This is a genomic window from Actinomyces sp. Z5, from assembly GCF_003287795.1.
GTDB lineage: Bacteria > Actinomycetota > Actinomycetes > Actinomycetales > Actinomycetaceae > Actinomyces > Actinomyces glycerinitolerans.
Window position 1 is genome coordinate 1 of record NZ_QMIN01000043.1, and the last position, 15,371, is coordinate 15,371.

At 70.6% G+C, this 15,371-nt stretch carries 14 protein-coding genes and 1 tRNA gene; 11 read left to right on the plus strand and 4 right to left on the minus strand.

Going from position 1 to position 15,371, the window contains the following annotated elements:
- Positions 1-357: 357 nt before the first annotated feature.
- Positions 358-430 (minus strand) — tRNA-Arg (locus DRB06_RS04855).
- Positions 431-525: 95 nt separating this feature from the next.
- Complete coding sequence (locus DRB06_RS04860; protein ID WP_111819286.1) at positions 526-1,875, minus strand: Nramp family divalent metal transporter; 1,350 nt, start codon at positions 1,873-1,875, stop codon at positions 526-528.
- A gap of 243 nt (positions 1,876-2,118) precedes the next feature.
- Between DRB06_RS04860 and argS the strand changes: the two genes are divergently transcribed.
- Entirely contained in the window at positions 2,119-3,795 is a 1,677-nt protein-coding gene (gene argS / locus DRB06_RS04865) for an arginine--tRNA ligase (RefSeq protein ID WP_181575190.1), read from the plus strand.
- On the plus strand, positions 3,795-5,255 hold the full coding sequence (gene lysA / locus DRB06_RS04870) for a diaminopimelate decarboxylase (protein WP_395994423.1): 1,461 nt from the start codon (positions 3,795-3,797) through the stop codon (positions 5,253-5,255). The genes argS and lysA overlap by 1 nt, the downstream gene beginning before the upstream one ends.
- Here the strand turns inward: lysA and DRB06_RS04875 are convergent.
- Entirely contained in the window at positions 5,252-5,653 is a 402-nt protein-coding gene (locus DRB06_RS04875) for a PIN domain-containing protein (protein WP_108966743.1), read from the minus strand. The genes lysA and DRB06_RS04875 overlap by 4 nt on opposite strands.
- Entirely contained in the window at positions 5,650-6,006 is a 357-nt protein-coding gene (locus DRB06_RS04880) for a type II toxin-antitoxin system Phd/YefM family antitoxin (RefSeq protein WP_108966745.1), read from the minus strand. Before DRB06_RS04880 ends, DRB06_RS04875 begins: the two co-directional genes overlap by 4 nt.
- 169 nt (positions 6,007-6,175) lie before the next feature.
- Here DRB06_RS04880 and DRB06_RS04885 point away from each other — a divergent pair, with 169 nt between their 5' ends.
- The 9 genes from DRB06_RS04885 to DRB06_RS16825 all read left to right on the plus strand — a co-directional run bounded on the left by DRB06_RS04885 (position 6,176) and on the right by DRB06_RS16825 (position 15,332).
- Positions 6,176-6,442, plus strand: a complete 267-nt coding sequence (locus DRB06_RS04885; protein ID WP_108966748.1) for a hypothetical protein — start codon at positions 6,176-6,178, stop codon at positions 6,440-6,442.
- Positions 6,443-6,647: 205 nt separating this feature from the next.
- Entirely contained in the window at positions 6,648-8,003 is a 1,356-nt protein-coding gene (locus DRB06_RS04890) for a homoserine dehydrogenase (protein WP_111819287.1), read from the plus strand.
- 7 nt (positions 8,004-8,010) lie between these two features.
- Positions 8,011-8,922 carry a homoserine kinase gene (gene thrB, locus DRB06_RS04895; protein WP_108966750.1) on the plus strand — a complete coding sequence of 304 codons (912 nt, stop codon included), beginning with the start codon at positions 8,011-8,013 and terminating at the stop codon, positions 8,920-8,922.
- Between the two features lie 263 nt (positions 8,923-9,185).
- Positions 9,186-11,249: a transcription termination factor Rho gene (gene rho, locus DRB06_RS04900; RefSeq protein WP_111819270.1), complete on the plus strand. Its 2,064-nt coding sequence runs from the start codon at positions 9,186-9,188 to the stop codon at positions 11,247-11,249.
- A 228-nt stretch (positions 11,250-11,477) separates the two neighbouring features.
- Positions 11,478-11,690 (plus strand): 50S ribosomal protein L31, encoded by a 213-nt coding sequence (gene rpmE, locus DRB06_RS04905; RefSeq protein WP_073327027.1) that lies wholly within the window; start codon positions 11,478-11,480, stop codon positions 11,688-11,690.
- 139 nt (positions 11,691-11,829) lie between these two features.
- Entirely contained in the window at positions 11,830-12,924 is a 1,095-nt protein-coding gene (gene prfA, locus DRB06_RS04910; RefSeq protein WP_111819271.1) for a peptide chain release factor 1, read from the plus strand.
- The gene (gene prmC, locus DRB06_RS04915) at positions 12,921-13,787 is read left to right on the plus strand and encodes a peptide chain release factor N(5)-glutamine methyltransferase (RefSeq protein WP_111819272.1); all 867 of its coding nucleotides are present in this window, start codon (positions 12,921-12,923) and stop codon (positions 13,785-13,787) included. Before prfA ends, prmC begins: the two co-directional genes overlap by 4 nt.
- Before the next feature lie 205 nt (positions 13,788-13,992).
- Positions 13,993-14,751 (plus strand): NAD(P)H-binding protein, encoded by a 759-nt coding sequence (locus DRB06_RS04920; RefSeq protein WP_073327022.1) that lies wholly within the window; start codon positions 13,993-13,995, stop codon positions 14,749-14,751.
- Between the two features lie 14 nt (positions 14,752-14,765).
- A complete protein-coding gene (locus DRB06_RS16825) occupies positions 14,766-15,332 on the plus strand; it encodes a DapH/DapD/GlmU-related protein (RefSeq protein ID WP_111819273.1) in 567 nt (188 codons plus the stop codon).
- The last annotated feature ends 39 nt before the right edge of the window (positions 15,333-15,371 follow it).

Below are 15,371 nucleotides of genomic sequence, written 5' to 3' on the forward strand. Positions count from 1 at the left end.
TCACCCCCAACAACCCACGAACTGTCACCGATGTCCTGACACAGAACTGTCACCGATGTCCTGAGACATAACAAGGCGAATCGTTGCCTCTAACGTACGAACCGTCAGCACATCTGACGAACCGTCGCCGTTCCGTACGAATCGTCGACGCGCAGACCACCAGTTGGCAGTCCAATTAGAAAGAAGCGCTCCAAAGGGGCAGGTCCGCGGCGGGCGGCCCACGACGCGCCGGTCTAGAGCGCCACGTTCACGCCAATAGCTCGCGCCCACGCCATTACTTCCCTGCTGACGACCTGCTGCCCCGCAGGATCGACGAAGCCCCCGCCGACTCGGGGTCGGACGGGGGCTCGGGGCCGGTGCCCCGGACAGGATTCGAACCTGCGACCTTCTGCTCCGGAGGCAGACGCTCTATCCACTGAGCTACCGGGGCCCGGGGCGCGACTGTACCAGCGTTCGGGCGCCGGATGGAAACCGAGAGGCTGTGGCGTTCGACGAGCCGACGGCGGCGCCGGCCTGCGTGGCGCCTCAGCCGTTGCCGGTCAACGTCAGCACGACCAGCGCGAGGTTGAGCACGATGATGAGTCCTGCGGCCGCGCGGGACGTCCAGCGCAGGACCACACCGTCTCGCCACCGCCCCATGAGCTGCTCCGAACCCGTGGCCCGCATGAGCGGCACGATCGCGAGCGGGATCCCGAAGGAAAGCACTACCTGGCTGAGCACGAGTGCCCAGGTCGGCTCCGCCCCGACGGCGATGATGATCAGCGCGGGCACGAGGGTGACCGCGCGGCGTGCCAGCAGGGGGACGCGGATGTGCAGCAGTCCGGCCATGATCTCGCTGCCGGCGTAGGCGCCCACCGACGTCGACGCCAACCCGGAGGCGAGCAGCCCGATTGCGAACACGACGCCGACGACCTGCCCCAGTGAGGCGGTGATGGCGGCGTGCGCCCCTTCGATCGTGTCGGTGCCGCTGGCCCCGGACAGGGCCGAGGCGGCCAGCAGCAGTAGGGCAATGTTGACGGCGCCCGCCAGTGCCAGCGCCCAGATCACGTCCACCCGGGTGGCGCGGATCAGGCGGCCGGTGCGCTCCTGCCCGGAGGGGACGGCGTCGGCGGCGGGGGAGATGTCGGGAGCGGCGGCCGAGTCGTTGTCGGGGATCGGCGTGGCGGTGCGATCGGCTGCCAGCCGGTCGGCATGGCCCTCCCCGAGTTCTTCGTGGTGGTCGCGCACCAGGGAGGAGTGCAGGTAGATGGCGTGCGGCATGACGGTGGCGCCGAGCATGGAGGCGGCCACCAGCAGGCTGCCGGATCCCCTCAGTCGGGGAATCAGGCCGGCGAAGGTCTCGCCCCAGTCGGGTGGTGAGATGAACAGCCCGCCCATGAACCCGATCGTCACCACCACCAGGAGCGCGACCACCGCTCCCTCAAAGGTGCGCTGACTGCGGCGCTCCTGCAGTGCCAGCAGCAGCATGGACACGGCGCCGATAATCACGCCGCCGGTCAGCAGCGGGATATTGAACAGCAGGTGCAGGGCGACGGCGCCCCCGATCACCTCGGCCAGGTCGGTGGCGGCGGCGACGAGTTCGGCCTGCGCCCAGTAGGCCAGGCGGGTGCCACGGCCGAGGCGGTCCCCGAGCACCTGCGGCAGCGAGCGGCCGGTGACGATGCCGAGCTTGGCGCTCTGGTACTGGATCAGCACCGCCATGGCGTTGGCCAGTACCAGTACCCACACGAGCGTGTAGCCGTAGCGGGCGCCGGCGGTGATGTTGGCAGCCACGTTGCCGGGGTCCACGTAGGCGACCGCAGCGACGAAGGCCGGGCCGAGCAGCGCCAGCAGCCGATGGCGTGGCGGGTTCGGCTTCGGCTCGTGCCTGCGCACGATGGCGTCGACGGCGTCGGTGGCGTTGCCGGGATCGGGCACGGTCGGCCTCCTCACATGGTTTCGGATACCCGAAACTCTACTCCTTTGCGGCCCTGTTCGTGCGCCGGGCGTATGACGGACCCATATCGACCGACCTCGGCACGTAACGTCCACCGATCTGGGCGCGTGAGTTCCACCGATCTCGGTGCGTTGCTTATGCCGGTTTCGGCGCGTTGGGGCGGTGCCGGTACGCTGGCGCGCGTGACCCCAGAAGAGCTCGCCGAAGCGATCCGCAACGTCCTCCTCGCCGCCGTCACCGACGGCAGCCTCGCCCTGCCCGTGGAGGAGGTGCCGGTCCCCAAGGTCGAGCGCCCCCGCTCCCGCGAGCACGGTGACTGGGCCACCAACGTCGCCATGCAGCTGGCCAAGAAGGCCGGCACCAACCCGCGCGCTCTGGCCCAGTTGCTGGCCGAGCGCGTAGGCGCCCTGGACGGCGTGGCCTCCGCCGAGGTCGCCGGACCCGGCTTCCTCAACATCCGCCTGGACGCCGCCAGCGCCGGCGAGCTCGCCCGCACCATCCTTACCGCGGGCACCGCCTACGGCACCAACGACTCCCTGGCCGGCCAGCACATCAACCTCGAGTACGTCTCCGCCAACCCCACCGGCCCGGTGCACCTGGGCGGAGCCCGTTGGGCCGCCGTCGGCGACTCCCTGGCCCGCATCATGGCCGCCTGCGGTGCCGAGGTCACCCGCGAGTACTACTTCAACGACCACGGCACCCAGATCGACCGCTTCGCCCGCTCCCTGCTCGCCGCCGCCCGCGGCCAGGAGACCCCCGAGGACGGCTACGGCGGCTCCTACATCGGTGAGATCGCCGCCCGGGTAACCGCAGACGAGGCCGGCGCCGGCCGTCCAGACCCCGCCACCCTGCCCGACGTCGAGGCCACCGAGGTCTTCCGGGCCCGCGGCGTCGACCTGATGTTCGCCGCCGTGAAGGCCGAACTGCACGACTTCCGTACCGACTTCGACGTCTTCTTCCACGAGGACTCCCTGCACACCTCCGGCGCCGTCGAGCGCGCCATCGGCCGCCTGCGTGAGCGCGGTGTCATCTTCGAGGCCGACGGCGCCACCTGGCTGCGCACCACCGACTTCGGCGACGACAAGGACCGCGTCCTGATCAAGTCCGACGGCGATCCCGCCTACTTCGCCGCCGACGTCGCCTACTACCTGGACAAGCGCGCCCGCGGCGCCGACTGCGCCATCTACCTGCTCGGCGCCGACCACCACGGCTACATCGGCCGCATGATGGCCATGTGCGCCGCCTACGGCGACGAGCCCGGCGTCAACATGCAGATCATCATCGGTCAGCTGGTCAACCTGGTGCGCGACGGGCAGCCGGTGCGCATGTCCAAGCGCGCCGGCACCGTGGTCACGCTGGAGGACCTGGTCGACGCCGTCGGCGTGGACGCGGCCCGCTACGCGCTGGCCCGCTCCTCCATGGACTCCATGATCGATATCGACTTGAATCTGCTGGCCTCCACCTCTAACGACAACCCCGTCTACTACGTCCAGTACGCCCACGCCCGCATCCGCTCCGTGGCGCGCAACGCCGCCGAGCGGGGCGTGAGCCGCGACGCCGGCTTCGACCCCGCCCAGCTGGACACCCCCCACGACTCTCAGCTGCTGGGTGTGCTCGCCCAGTATCCGGCCATCGTCGCCCAGGCCGCCGCCCTGCGCGAGCAGCACCGCGTGGCCCGCTACCTGGAGACGCTCGCCGCCGCCTACCACACCTGGTACGGCGCCACCCGCGTCACCCCGCGCGGCGACGATCCGGTCGACGCCGGGCACGTCGCCCGTCTGTGGGTCAACGACGCCGTCGGGCAGGTCATCGCCAACGGCCTCGGCCTGCTGGGCGTGACCGCCCCGGAGCGCATGTGATGGGCGCCGTACCCGCGGGCGAGGCCCCTCTCGGCACCCTGGCCGCCCCCGAGCCCGAGGCGCGCCCCGACCTGTGGCCATGGTCGGCCCGGCGCGGCGCCGACGGCGCGCTGGAGATCGGCGGGCGCAGCGTGGGGGAGATACTCGCCGACGCCCCCACCCCCGTGTTCGTCCTGGACGAGGCCGACCTGCGCGGCCGCGCCGCCACCTGGGCCGCCGCCATGGCGGAGGAGTTCTGGTCCGGCTACGGCATGGTCGGCGGCGAGGCCTACTACGCCGGCAAGGCCTTCCTGACGACCCGCGTGGCCCGCACCGTCTTGGCGGAGGGCATGGGCATCGACACCGCCTCCGCCGGTGAGCTGGCCGTGGGCGTGGCCGCGCTCGCCGCTCTCGACGGCGAGGAGGCCACCTTGCGCGCCGGCCGACTGGGCCTGCACGGCAACGGCAAGACCCGCACCGAGATCCGTACCGCCCTCGCCCACCGGGTGGGGCACCTGGTTCTGGACTCGGCCGAGGAGATCGAGTTGGCGGCCGCCGCCGTGCGCGAACTGCGCGAGACCGGCCACTATGCCCCCGCGGAGACCGGCTCGGTCATGCTGCGCTTGACCACCGGCATCCACGCCGGCGGGCACGAGTACATCTCCACCGCCCACGAGGACCAGAAGTTCGGCATCTCCGTGGCCACGGGCGCGGCGCTGGACGCCGCCCGCGCCGTCGTCGCCGCCCCGGAGCTGACCCTGCACGGGCTGCACTCCCACATCGGCTCCCAGATCTTCGACCTGGCCGGATTCCGGGAGGCGGTCGGCGTCGTGCTGCGCCTGCGCCACCAGATCGCCGCGGCCACCGGGGTGCTGTGCGAGGAGGTGGACCTGGGCGGCGGCTACGGCATCGCCTACACCGGCGCCGACCCGGTCGCGCCCTCACCCGCCGAGGTCGCCCGCGCCCTGGCCGAGGCGGTCCACTTGACGTGCACCGAACTCGGGGACGCCGTGCCGCACGTGTCGGTTGAGCCCGGCCGCTCAATCGCCGGGCCGGCCATGGTCACCCTGTACACGGTGACCGGGCTCAAGCGCGTCCAGCTGGGGGAGGGGGCCGCCCGCCTGTATGTGAGCGTGGACGGCGGCATGAGCGACAACATCCGCCCCGCCCTGTACGACGCCGCCTATACGGCCCTGGTGGCCAACCGGCGCCCCGACCCGGAGGCAGGACTGGTGCGTGCTCGCGTGGTCGGCAAGCACTGTGAGAGCGGCGACGTGGTCGTGCGCGACGTGGACCTGCCCGCAGACCTGGCCGTCGGCGATGTTCTTGCGGTGCCGGCGACCGGCGCCTACGGGCGCTCCATGGCCTCCAACTACAACCTGTTCACCCGGCCCGGCGTCGCCTGGGTTGAGGACGGCCGGCAGGGCTGGGTGCTGCGCCCGGAGACCATCGCCGACCTGCTCGCCCTGGAGGGAGACTAGGCCGACGGTTCTGCCGGGTCGAGTGCGCGGAGCCCTTGTGCGCGGGCGGCTTTGGCCAGGCGCGCGTCATGAGTGAGGACCGTCACCGGGTCGCGCGGGTCATGCAGGATGAGGGCTGTGGCCAGGTGAATCGCATCCAGCGACTTGAGCTCGCCGGTCAGTGCCTTGGCTCGGTCTATCACGGCGTCATTGATTGCGCATAGCCCAATCATCCGCAGTGCCGTGTCAGCAACGGCCAGTGCATGCTTCTCCCGGCGCAACGCCCTGAATACCTCGAGTTCTAGTAATGCCGAGGAGAGCAGCCTGTCTTCCGTAGCAGCGAGGTGAGCGGAGACCGCCTCATGACCGGGTTGGGCCAGGAGCACTAGGAGCACGGCGGAGGTATCAAGGTAGATCACCGTTCTTCCTCTCGTTCAGCCATGAAGTCGGCGTACAGCTGAGCGCCGTTTGGAACATTGATACTGGGCAGCGGGCCGGTTCGCTCGTGCGTGGCCTCTTGGATGAGTCCTTCGCGCAGCAGACGCTCATAGGGAGTCTCCTCGGGCTCGATCGGCACCAGGCGGACGACCGGGCGGCCACGGTCGGTGATGGTGACGGGGCGACCGGATGAGACGACGTCGGCGACGATGCGTCCGGAGCGCTGGTTGAGTTCGCGCAGGCTGACGGTGCGGTTGCTGGCAGCGACGGCGGGGCCGGAGCCGGAGGACTGCGCCGGGGTGCCATGCGGGCTGCCCACGGGTTGAGCGTTCATGACTGGATTATCCCAAATGTTCTACATGCTCTACAAGAGTCTGCTCGGCGGGGTGCCGTGCGCACCGAGTCATAGGGGAAGGCCCCTACTCCTTGAGGAGGAGGGATGGGAGCTGTGATTCCACCCCGGGGATGTACTGCGCGGATGAGATCTTCCTTACTGTCGGGATATGGACACGATGCGTTCTTCCCTGGAGACCCCGCCCCCGGCGTGGGGACGCCATGACGAGCCGACGGGGCAGCGCCGCGGCACCGTCGGGCGGGGAAGCGACGGCATGCTGGTTGTCTGGGCGCTGCTGACCTGCATGCTGGTCGGCCTGCTGCTAGCCGTCGCCGTCACCCCGTCCCTGTACAACGCCTCGGGGCTCGCGCTGAGCCTGTCGGCGCTGGCCGGCTGGGGTGTCCTCAGCGCCAAGGTGCTGCATGGTCTGCGCTGATGCCCACCCTGACTGATCTCGGCATGTAACTGTCGACCGACCTCGGTGTCGATGTGAGAGGCGGCGGCGCCTGCTCGATGGCGCCGCCTATGCTGTGCCGAGTCACGCTCGTCCGCCCGGCGAGCCCGCACACATTCGCGAGGTGGTTCCCTTGAATCAGCAGGCACCCCAGGACGCCCCACCGTCGGCCGCGCTCCGCCCAGGCCTGGTAGCAAGACCTGCGCAGCCGGCCAGGCGCGCCGCCGGTGCGGCCGACCGCCCCACACTGCGCGTCGGAGTCCTCGGATCCGGCACCGTCGGCACCCAGGTGATCCGCCTGCTGCTGGAACAGGCCGACGACTTCGCCGCCCGCTCCGGTGCCCGCTTGGAGATCACCGGCGTGGCCGTGCGCGATGTCGATGCCCCCCGCGACGAGGCGGTCCCGCGCCAGCTGCTCACCGACGACGCCGAGTCCGTCGCCACCTCCAACGACATCGTCATCGAACTCATCGGCGGCATCGAGCCGGCCCGCACCCTCATCCTGGCGGCCTTCGAATCCGGGGCCAGCGTCATCACCGGAAACAAGGCACTCATCGCCGCCCACGGCCCCGAGCTGTACGCGGCGGCCGCAGCCGCCAACACCGACTTCTACTACGAGGCCGCCGTCGCCGGCGCCATCCCGGTGGTCTACGCCCTGCGCGAGTCCATGGCCGGTGACCGCGTCACCAGTGTGCTCGGCATCGTCAACGGCACCACCAACTACATCCTGGACGAGATGAGCACCAAGGGTCTGTCATTCGACGCCGCCCTGGCCGCCGCCCAGGAACTCGGCTACGCCGAGGCCGACCCCACCGCCGACGTCGACGGTCTCGACGCCGCCGCCAAGGCCGCCATCATCGCCTCCCTCGCCTTCCACACCCGAGTGGGAATGGACGACGTCGAGGTCGAGGGCATCCGCTCCATCACCGCCGACGACATCCGCGAGGCCCACGCCTCCGGCTGCGAGCTCAAGCTCCTGGCCATCGCCCAGCGGGTCAGCAGCGAGCCCGACGGCGTAGAGGGCATCTCCGTGCGCGTACATCCCGCCCTGGTCCCGGCCGACCACCCGCTGGCCAGCGTCCACGGCGGCTTCAACGCGGTCCTGGTGGACGCCGAGGCCGCCGGCCGCCTGATGTTCTACGGGCAGGGAGCCGGCGGGGCCCCCACCGCCTCCGCCGTACTCTCCGACGTCGTCGCCGCCGCCGCCCACCGCGTCAACGGCGGGCAGGCGCCCCGCGAGTCCAGCTACGCCGACCTGCCCATCCTCGCCCCGGAGCAGGCCCTGACCCGCTACCAGATACAGCTCCGGGTGGCCGACGCACCCGGCTCACTGGCCGCCGTCGCCCAGGTCTTCGGCGATCACGACGTGTCCATCAACTCCGTGCGGCAGGCCAGCTATGTGGATGTCGGCGACGAGTTGGCGCTGGTCACCATCGTCACTCACGCCGCCCCCGTGTCCCGGCTGGAGGCGGCCGTGGACGGGCTGCGGGCGCAGGAACGCGTCGCCGAGGTCGTTTCCACCCGCCGCGTCGAGGGGCTGTGACGCCGCAATGAGACTGGCCAACGAGCGCGCAGCGGTGCGCGTGCCCGCAACTACCGCGAATATGGGCCCCGGCTTCGACTCCTTCGGCATGGCCTTCACCTACTACGACGAGGTCGAGGTTCGCCCCGTTGTGGGCCCCACCAACGTCACTGTCGAAGGCGTGGGGGAGGGAGTCGTCCCCACCGACGACTCCAACCTGGTGGTGCGCGCCCTGCGCGCCGGCCTGGACGCCGCCGGCGCGCCGCAGGCCGGTTTCGAGATGCGCTGCATCAACCGCATCCCCCACGGCGGCGGTATGGGCTCCTCGGCGAGCGCTGCCGTAGCCGGCCTGATGCTCGCCCGCGGCCTACTGTCAGACCCGGACGCACTGCCCGATGAGGAGATCTTCCGGATCGCCACCGGCTTCGAGGGGCACCCCGACAACGTCGCCCCCGCCGTATTCGGCGGAGCCACCGTCGCCTGGATCGAGACGGACGGAACCCCGCGTGCCGCACCCATGCCCGTGGACGCGAGCCTGGCGGTCAGCCTGCTCGTGCCGCCGTCGACGACGCGGCTGAGCACCGAGGAGGCGCGCAAGGTCCTGCCCGACTCGGTGCCGCGCGCCGACGCCCTGTTCAACACCTCCCGTGCCGCCATCCTCATGCTGGCGCTCGCGGGCCGACCGGACCTGCTGATGGCCGGGACCGAGGACCGCCTCCACCAGGAGTACCGGCGCGGCGTCCTGCCCGCCTCCATGGCCGTCATGGACTCACTGCGCGAGCAGGGCTACCCGGCGGTCATATCCGGCGCCGGCCCCACGGTGCTCGTGCTGGCGGACCTATCCCAGCAGACCCGCTTCACCCTGGAGCGGCACGGGTGGATGGTGCTGCGCCCCGGCATTGACCTGGACGGCGCGCAGCTGGTTGGGCCGCTGCGCTGATGTCACCCAGTAATGTCATCTAGCAAAGGGGAGAGGATTCACACTCCCTGTGCATCGCGTGGCGAGTCGAACCACGCGCAAGGTCTGCTAGTGTTTGCACCGACGGTAAGCCGAAACGAAGCGGCACGCCGTATGCGCACCAGGCTGAGGCCGCAGGCCCTGCCATGGACCTCATTGGTGCACGACTTCATCCCGTGATATTCCGGGACAGTCCCAGATACATCTGCCTTACCTGGCGGATGCTCACACCGTTAAGGACACTCGTGACCGAGATTTCCAGCGCCCGCCCTCCGCTGTCCACCATGCGGCTGGCCGAGCTTCAGCAGCTCGCCTCAACCATGGGGCTAAAGGGCACCTCACGTATGCGGAAGAGCGAACTCATCGCCGCCATCCGCGAACACCAGTCCGGCAACTCCGCCGCCACCCCGACGGCGCAACAGACCGAGCCGATCGAGCCCACTACTCCCATCCGGAGCCGCGGTCGGGCCGCCCGCAAGACCGCCGCCTCCGCTCCGGAGACGAGCGCCGATGCCGGCGTCACCGCGTCGGCGGCGCCAGCACCCGCCGCACAGGCGGACACTGAATCGCCCGCGCCGCAGGCCGGCGAGCGCGCTGCCCGCGGCCGTTCCCGCCGCCGCGTAACCGCCGCTGCCGGCGCCCCCCAGGACGTGTCCTCCACAGCGGAGGTCCCCCTGGTACTAGGCCTTCCCGAGCGCTCGCAGGCCCCTGAACCCGCCGCGGAGCCCGGCCGGGGCGGCCGCCCGGCTCACCGCGAACCCCAGGCGCACGAGGGACACGATGGCCCCCGTCGCCCCCGGCGCCGCGCCCAGGCCCCCTCCGGCGCCCCCGAGCGCCGCAACGGCAACGAGGATGCCGCCGAGGATCACGCCGACGCCAAGGCCGCCCTGATGCGCGACTTGGCCGACGCCACCGGCAACCCCGCCGTCGAACTCGGCGAGCGTCGTCGTCGCGGCGGCAACGACTGGGAGGCCCAGGCCGAAGAGGATAACCGCGGTGGACGTCGGCGTCGGGGCCGCAAGCGCCGCGATCGTGACGGCCGGGACTTTGACGGCAACCAGGACTCCCGGGGCCAGCAACAGGCCCGCGAGGAGGAGGTCCTGCTGCCGGTAGCCGGCATCCTCGACATGGCCGACCACCAGCACGCCTACCTGCGTACCTCCGGCTACCTGCCCGGACCGAAGGACGTGTACGTCAACGCCCAACAGATCAAGGACAACGGTCTGCGCGCAGGCGACGCCATCACCGGCTGGGTGCGCGAGAACGGTGATGCCTCCGGCCCCAACCCCGGCTCCGGGCGCGGTCGTCGTCAGAACCGCACAAACCGGCTGAAGTACAAGCCGCTGGTGTCGGTGGAGACCGTCAACGGCATGGATCCGGAGCGCGCCAAGCGTCGTCCCGAGTTCACCAAGCTCACCCCCCTGTACCCGCAGGAGCAGCTGCGTCTGGAAACCACTCCGAAGGCGTTGACCCCGCGCATCATCGACCTGGTCGCCCCCATCGGCAAGGGCCAGCGTGGACTGATCGTCTCCCCGCCCAAGGCCGGTAAGACGATCATCCTGCAGCAGATCGCCAACGCGATCTCCGTGAACAACCCCGAGGCGCACCTGATGGTGGTGCTCGTTGACGAACGCCCCGAGGAGGTCACCGACATGCAGCGCACGGTCAAGGGAGAGGTCATCGCCTCTACCTTCGACCGGCCCGCCTCCGACCACACCACCGTCGCCGAACTCGCCATCGAGCGCGCCAAGCGGCTGGTTGAGCTGGGACAGGACGTGGTGGTGCTGCTCGACTCCATCACCCGCCTGGGTCGCGCTTACAACCTGGCCGCGCCCGCCTCCGGCCGCATCCTGTCCGGTGGTGTGGACGCCAGCGCCCTGTATCCGCCCAAGCGCTTCTTCGGTGCCGCCCGCAACATTGAGAACGGCGGCAGCCTGACGATCCTGGCCACCGCCCTGGTGGAGACTGGCTCCAAGATGGACGAGGTCATCTTCGAGGAGTTCAAGGGCACCGGCAACATGGAGTTGCGCCTGTCGCGGCAGCTGGCCGAGCGGCGCGTCTTCCCCGCCGTCGACGTCGCCGCCTCCTCCACGCGCCGTGAGGAGCTGCTCATCGACCCCGCCCAGTTGAAGATCATGTGGCGGTTGCGGCGCCTCTTCTCCGGCCTGGAGCAGCAGCAGGCCCTGGAGCTGGTGCTCGGCAAGCTCAAGGAGACCCAGTCCAACGCGGAGTTCCTCATGGTCATCTCCAAGACGACCCCGCAGGGCACCTCCCTGGCCGACGCCGACGACGACTCCAAGCTCGTCTGACCGTTCGTCTGAGCCACGCCGCCCGCCCGGGACTTCCGGGCGGGCGGCGTGGTTTCCGGCGCGCAGTGTTCACGGTGGCGGCAGCGCCCCGCCGGCGGCGGCGTGCTGCGCCTCACCACGGCACGACGTTGTGACCGGCCGGGCGGGCTGGCACAATATCCGACTGGCCTCCGGTTCACCCGCGCGCCCGTGTGGGACCCGGGACCCTCAGAATCCTTAAGGAGAAACATGAAGCAGGGTATCCACCCCGAATACGTGCCCACCAAGGTCACGTGCACCTGCGGCAACACCTTCGAGACCCGCTCCACCGTCGCCTCCGGTGAGATCCGCGTGGACGTGTGCTCGGAATGCCACCCCTTCTACACCGGTAAGCAGAAGATCCTCGACACCGGTGGTCGCGTGGCCCGCTTCGAGGCCCGTTACGGCAAGCGCAAGAAGTAAGCGCACAAGCTTTTTCGCTTCGGCGACTCGACCTTGGGGTACGCTCCGCGACCGCACAATGCGCGTGGAACGTACCCCAAGGTCGTAATCTGTCGCCGTTGTATCCCGTCCGCCCGCGCCAGGCGGAGAAAGGTGAGTTGTGAGCGTCGAGGACTTCTCCGCCGTACAGCCTCTGCTGGAGGAGCATGCCGACATTGAGCGGAAAATGGCAGATCCCGCCGTCGCCTCCGACCCCGGTGCCCTGCGTCGCCTCGGGCGCCGCTACGCCGAGCTCGGACGCATCGTGGAAGCACACCGGGCCTGGAGTGCCGCCGCCGCGGACCTGGCCGACGCCGTCGAGCTGGCGCGTGACGATGCCGACTTCGCGGCCGAGCTGCCCGGCCTGCGCCAGGCCGAGCAGGAGGCCGCTGCCCGGTTGCGTGAGGTGCTGGCCCCGCACGACCCCGACGACGCCCGCGACGTCATCATTGAGGTCAAGGCCGGAGAGGGCGGGGAGGAATCCGCCCTGTTCGCCTCCGACCTGGCCCGCATGTACACCCGCTACGCCGAACGCATGGGCTGGGCCGTGGAGGTCATGGACGCCACCGACTCCGAGCTCGGCGGCTACAAGGACGTGCGCCTCGCCATCAAGGCGAAGGGCGCCGTTGAGCCGGCCGACGGCGTGTGGGCACACCTGAAGTACGAGGCGGGCGTGCACCGGGTCCAGCGCGTCCCCGTCACCGAGAGCCAGGGGCGCATCCACACCTCCGCCGCCGGTGTGCTGGTGATGCCGGAGGTCGACGACCCCGGCGAGCTGGAGATCGACCCCGCCGACCTGCGCATCGACGTGTTCCGCTCCTCCGGGCCCGGCGGGCAGTCCGTGAACACCACCGACTCCGCGGTGCGCATCACTCACCTGCCCACCGGGATCGTAGTGTCCATGCAGAATGAGAAGTCCCAGTTGCAGAACAAGGAGGCGGCCCTGCGCGTGCTGCGGGCGCGGCTGCTCGCCGAACGCGCCGCCGCCCAGGCCGCCGAGGCCGCGGCCACGCGCCGCTCCCAGGTCCGCACGGTCGACCGCTCCGAACGCATCCGCACCTACAACTTCCCCGAGAACCGCATCGCCGACCACCGCACCGGCTACAAGGCCTACAACCTCGACGCCGTGCTCGACGGCGACCTCGGCCCGGTCATCGACTCGGCCATCGCCATGGATGAGGCCGAGCGCCTGGCCGCCGCCGGCGAGCAACCGTGACCGCACTCGACCGCTACGCGCTGCGGCGCCTCGTGCGCGAGGCGGGGCAGACGCTGGCCCGGGCGGGGGTCGCCTCGCCGGACGTCGACGCCCGGCTACTGGCCGAGCACCTGCTGGGCTGCCCGGTGTTGCTCGCCGACGGCGCCCCGGAGGGCTTTGCCCCCGCATACGCGGAATTGGTGGAGCGCCGGGCCGCCCGTGAGCCGCTGCAGCACATCCTGGGCGTGATGTGGTTCCGGGGGCTGGAGTTCACCTGCCGACCAGGCGTGTTCATCGTCCGACCCGAGACGGAGGTCGTGGCCGGGGCGGCGGTCGATGCCGCCCGCGCCGTCGCGGCGGAACAGGGACGCGCCCCCGTGGTCGTCGACCTGTGCACCGGCTCGGGCGCCATCGCCGTTGCGGTCGCCGCGGAGGTTCCCACCGCCCGCGTGTGGGCGGTGGAGGAGGACGGCGCCGCCGTCGCACTGGCGCGCGAGAACTGCGAGCGCCTGGCACCGGGACGGGTGGAGATCATCCGCGGCGACGTCACCGACCCGGCCGTGCTCGCAGAACTGGACGGGAGCGTAGATGTGGTGGTTGCCAACCCGCCGTACGTGCCCGCGGGAGCGGTGGAGGATCTGGAGACCGAGCGGCATGACCCGGACCTGGCCCTGTACGGCGGGGGAGCGGACGGCTTGCGCCTGCCGCTCGCCGTCGTCGAGCGGGCCGCGGCCCTGCTGCGCCCCGGCGGCGTTCTGGTCATGGAGCACGACCCCAGCCAGGCCGTGCCGTTGCGGGCCGCCTCCCGGGAGGCCGGATTCGGTAAAGCCACCACCGGAGCGGACCTGACCGGGCGGGGCCGCTTCCTGCGGGCGGTACGGTAGGGCGACCGGCTGCAAGCGTGGCGGCTCGGTCGAGGGGAGTCCTGCCAGACCCCGTTTCCTGGGACCTGGAAGCCCCGGTTGGATCGCGGCATGATTCTGTGCACCGACAGGCAGGACCCGCTTCGCGACGGGCACCCTGGCCGGCAACACCACGTCGCCGGGGCTCACCCGGCCCGAACCGCAAGTGCAGAAAAGAGCACCCCTTATGACCACCATCCTCGCCATTGGAGCCACCGGACAGGTCGGACGCGTCGTCGTCGACGAGGCGTTGCAGCGCGGTCTGGAGGTCCGGGCCGTCACCCGTAATGCCGCCCGCGCCCGCCGCTCCCTGGCCGACGGCGCCGAGATCGTCGAGGCGGCCGCCACCGATGCGGAGGCACTGCGCCCGCTGCTGCAGGACGTCGACGCCGTCGTGCTCACCCACGGCACGGACAACGACGGCAAGGGTGGCGCGACCTTCTACGACGTGGTCCGCGCCGTGGTCGACGCCCTGGGCGACGGCCCGACCCACATCAGCCTCATGACCACCATGAACGCCTCCCACTCCGCCCGTGCCGGCGCCAGCGGTTACGAGTTCGTGGAGTGGAAGCGTCGCGCTGAGCGGCTCGTGCGCGCTTCCGGCCACCCCTACACCATCGTGCGCCCCGGCTGGTTCGACTACCAGGGCCCCGCCGACCGGCAGATCGACCTGCGCCAGGGCGACCTGGTCACCGGGCAGCCCGGAGTCGACCGGCGCCACATCGCCCAGGTGCTCCTGGAGGGCGCCCTCAACCCCTCCGGCGCGCGCCGCACCGTGGAGGTATTCAGCAAGGCCGGCGCGCCCGTCACCGACTTCGAGGCCCTGTTCGCCGCGACGCGTGCCGACGAGGCCGGCGCACTCGACGGCGTGCTGGACACCAACAACGTGCCGCTGGCCAGCGAGCCGCAGCGCGTGCAGGATGACGTCGCCCGGTTCGGCAAGTGACGGCAGGGCCCGGAATGCCGCATAAGGACATCTGGGAACGCCTGCGCGACGGCGACGACGTAGACCTGTTCGAGCAGGAGTACACCGACATCGTGCGAGTCGAGTTCGCCCGCTGCCGCGAACTCATGTTCGACATCAACCTCACCCGCCCCTCCGACCCGGCGCTGCCCGGAATGTGGGGCGACCTGCTGGGGCTGGACGGGCAGCTGGACCCTTCGATCCGGCTCATTCACCCCATGCAGATCGACTTCGGCAAGCGGATGCACATCGCCCCGAATGTGCTGATCAACCACAGCTTCACGGCCATGTCGATCGGCGGGATCAGCATCGGCGAGGGCACCTTCATCGGGCCCAATGTCACCGCCGTCACCGACAACCACCGGCTCGACGACGTCACCATCCTCAACTGCCACCCCATCGACATTGGGCGGCGCGTGTGGATCGGTGCGGGTGCCTCGATCATGCCCGGAGTCACCGTGGGCGACGAGGCCGTCATCGCCGGCGGAGCCGTGGTGACCAAGGACGTCCCGCCCCGCAGCGTCGTCGCCGGTGTGCCGGCGCGAGTGATCCGCGAGAAGTAGCCGAGCGGTCGGCCCGTGCCACAGCGCAGCCTCAACCCG

What these genes read in the sequence shown, in the direction of transcription:
- DRB06_RS04920 (WP_073327022.1), top strand. Translation starts at nt 13,993, where the DNA reads ATGACCACCATCCTCGCCATTGGAGCCACCGGACAGGTCGGACGCGTC.
- lysA (WP_395994423.1), top strand. Translation starts at nt 3,795, where the DNA reads ATGGGCGCCGTACCCGCGGGCGAGGCCCCTCTCGGCACCCTGGCCGCC.
- DRB06_RS16825 (WP_111819273.1), top strand. Translation starts at nt 14,766, where the DNA reads ATGCCGCATAAGGACATCTGGGAACGCCTGCGCGACGGCGACGACGTA.
- thrB (WP_108966750.1), top strand. Translation starts at nt 8,011, where the DNA reads ATGAGACTGGCCAACGAGCGCGCAGCGGTGCGCGTGCCCGCAACTACC.
- DRB06_RS04885 (WP_108966748.1), top strand. Translation starts at nt 6,176, where the DNA reads ATGGACACGATGCGTTCTTCCCTGGAGACCCCGCCCCCGGCGTGGGGA.
- DRB06_RS04880 (WP_108966745.1), bottom strand. Translation starts at nt 6,006, where the DNA reads ATGAACGCTCAACCCGTGGGCAGCCCGCATGGCACCCCGGCGCAGTCC.
- rpmE (WP_073327027.1), top strand. Translation starts at nt 11,478, where the DNA reads ATGAAGCAGGGTATCCACCCCGAATACGTGCCCACCAAGGTCACGTGC.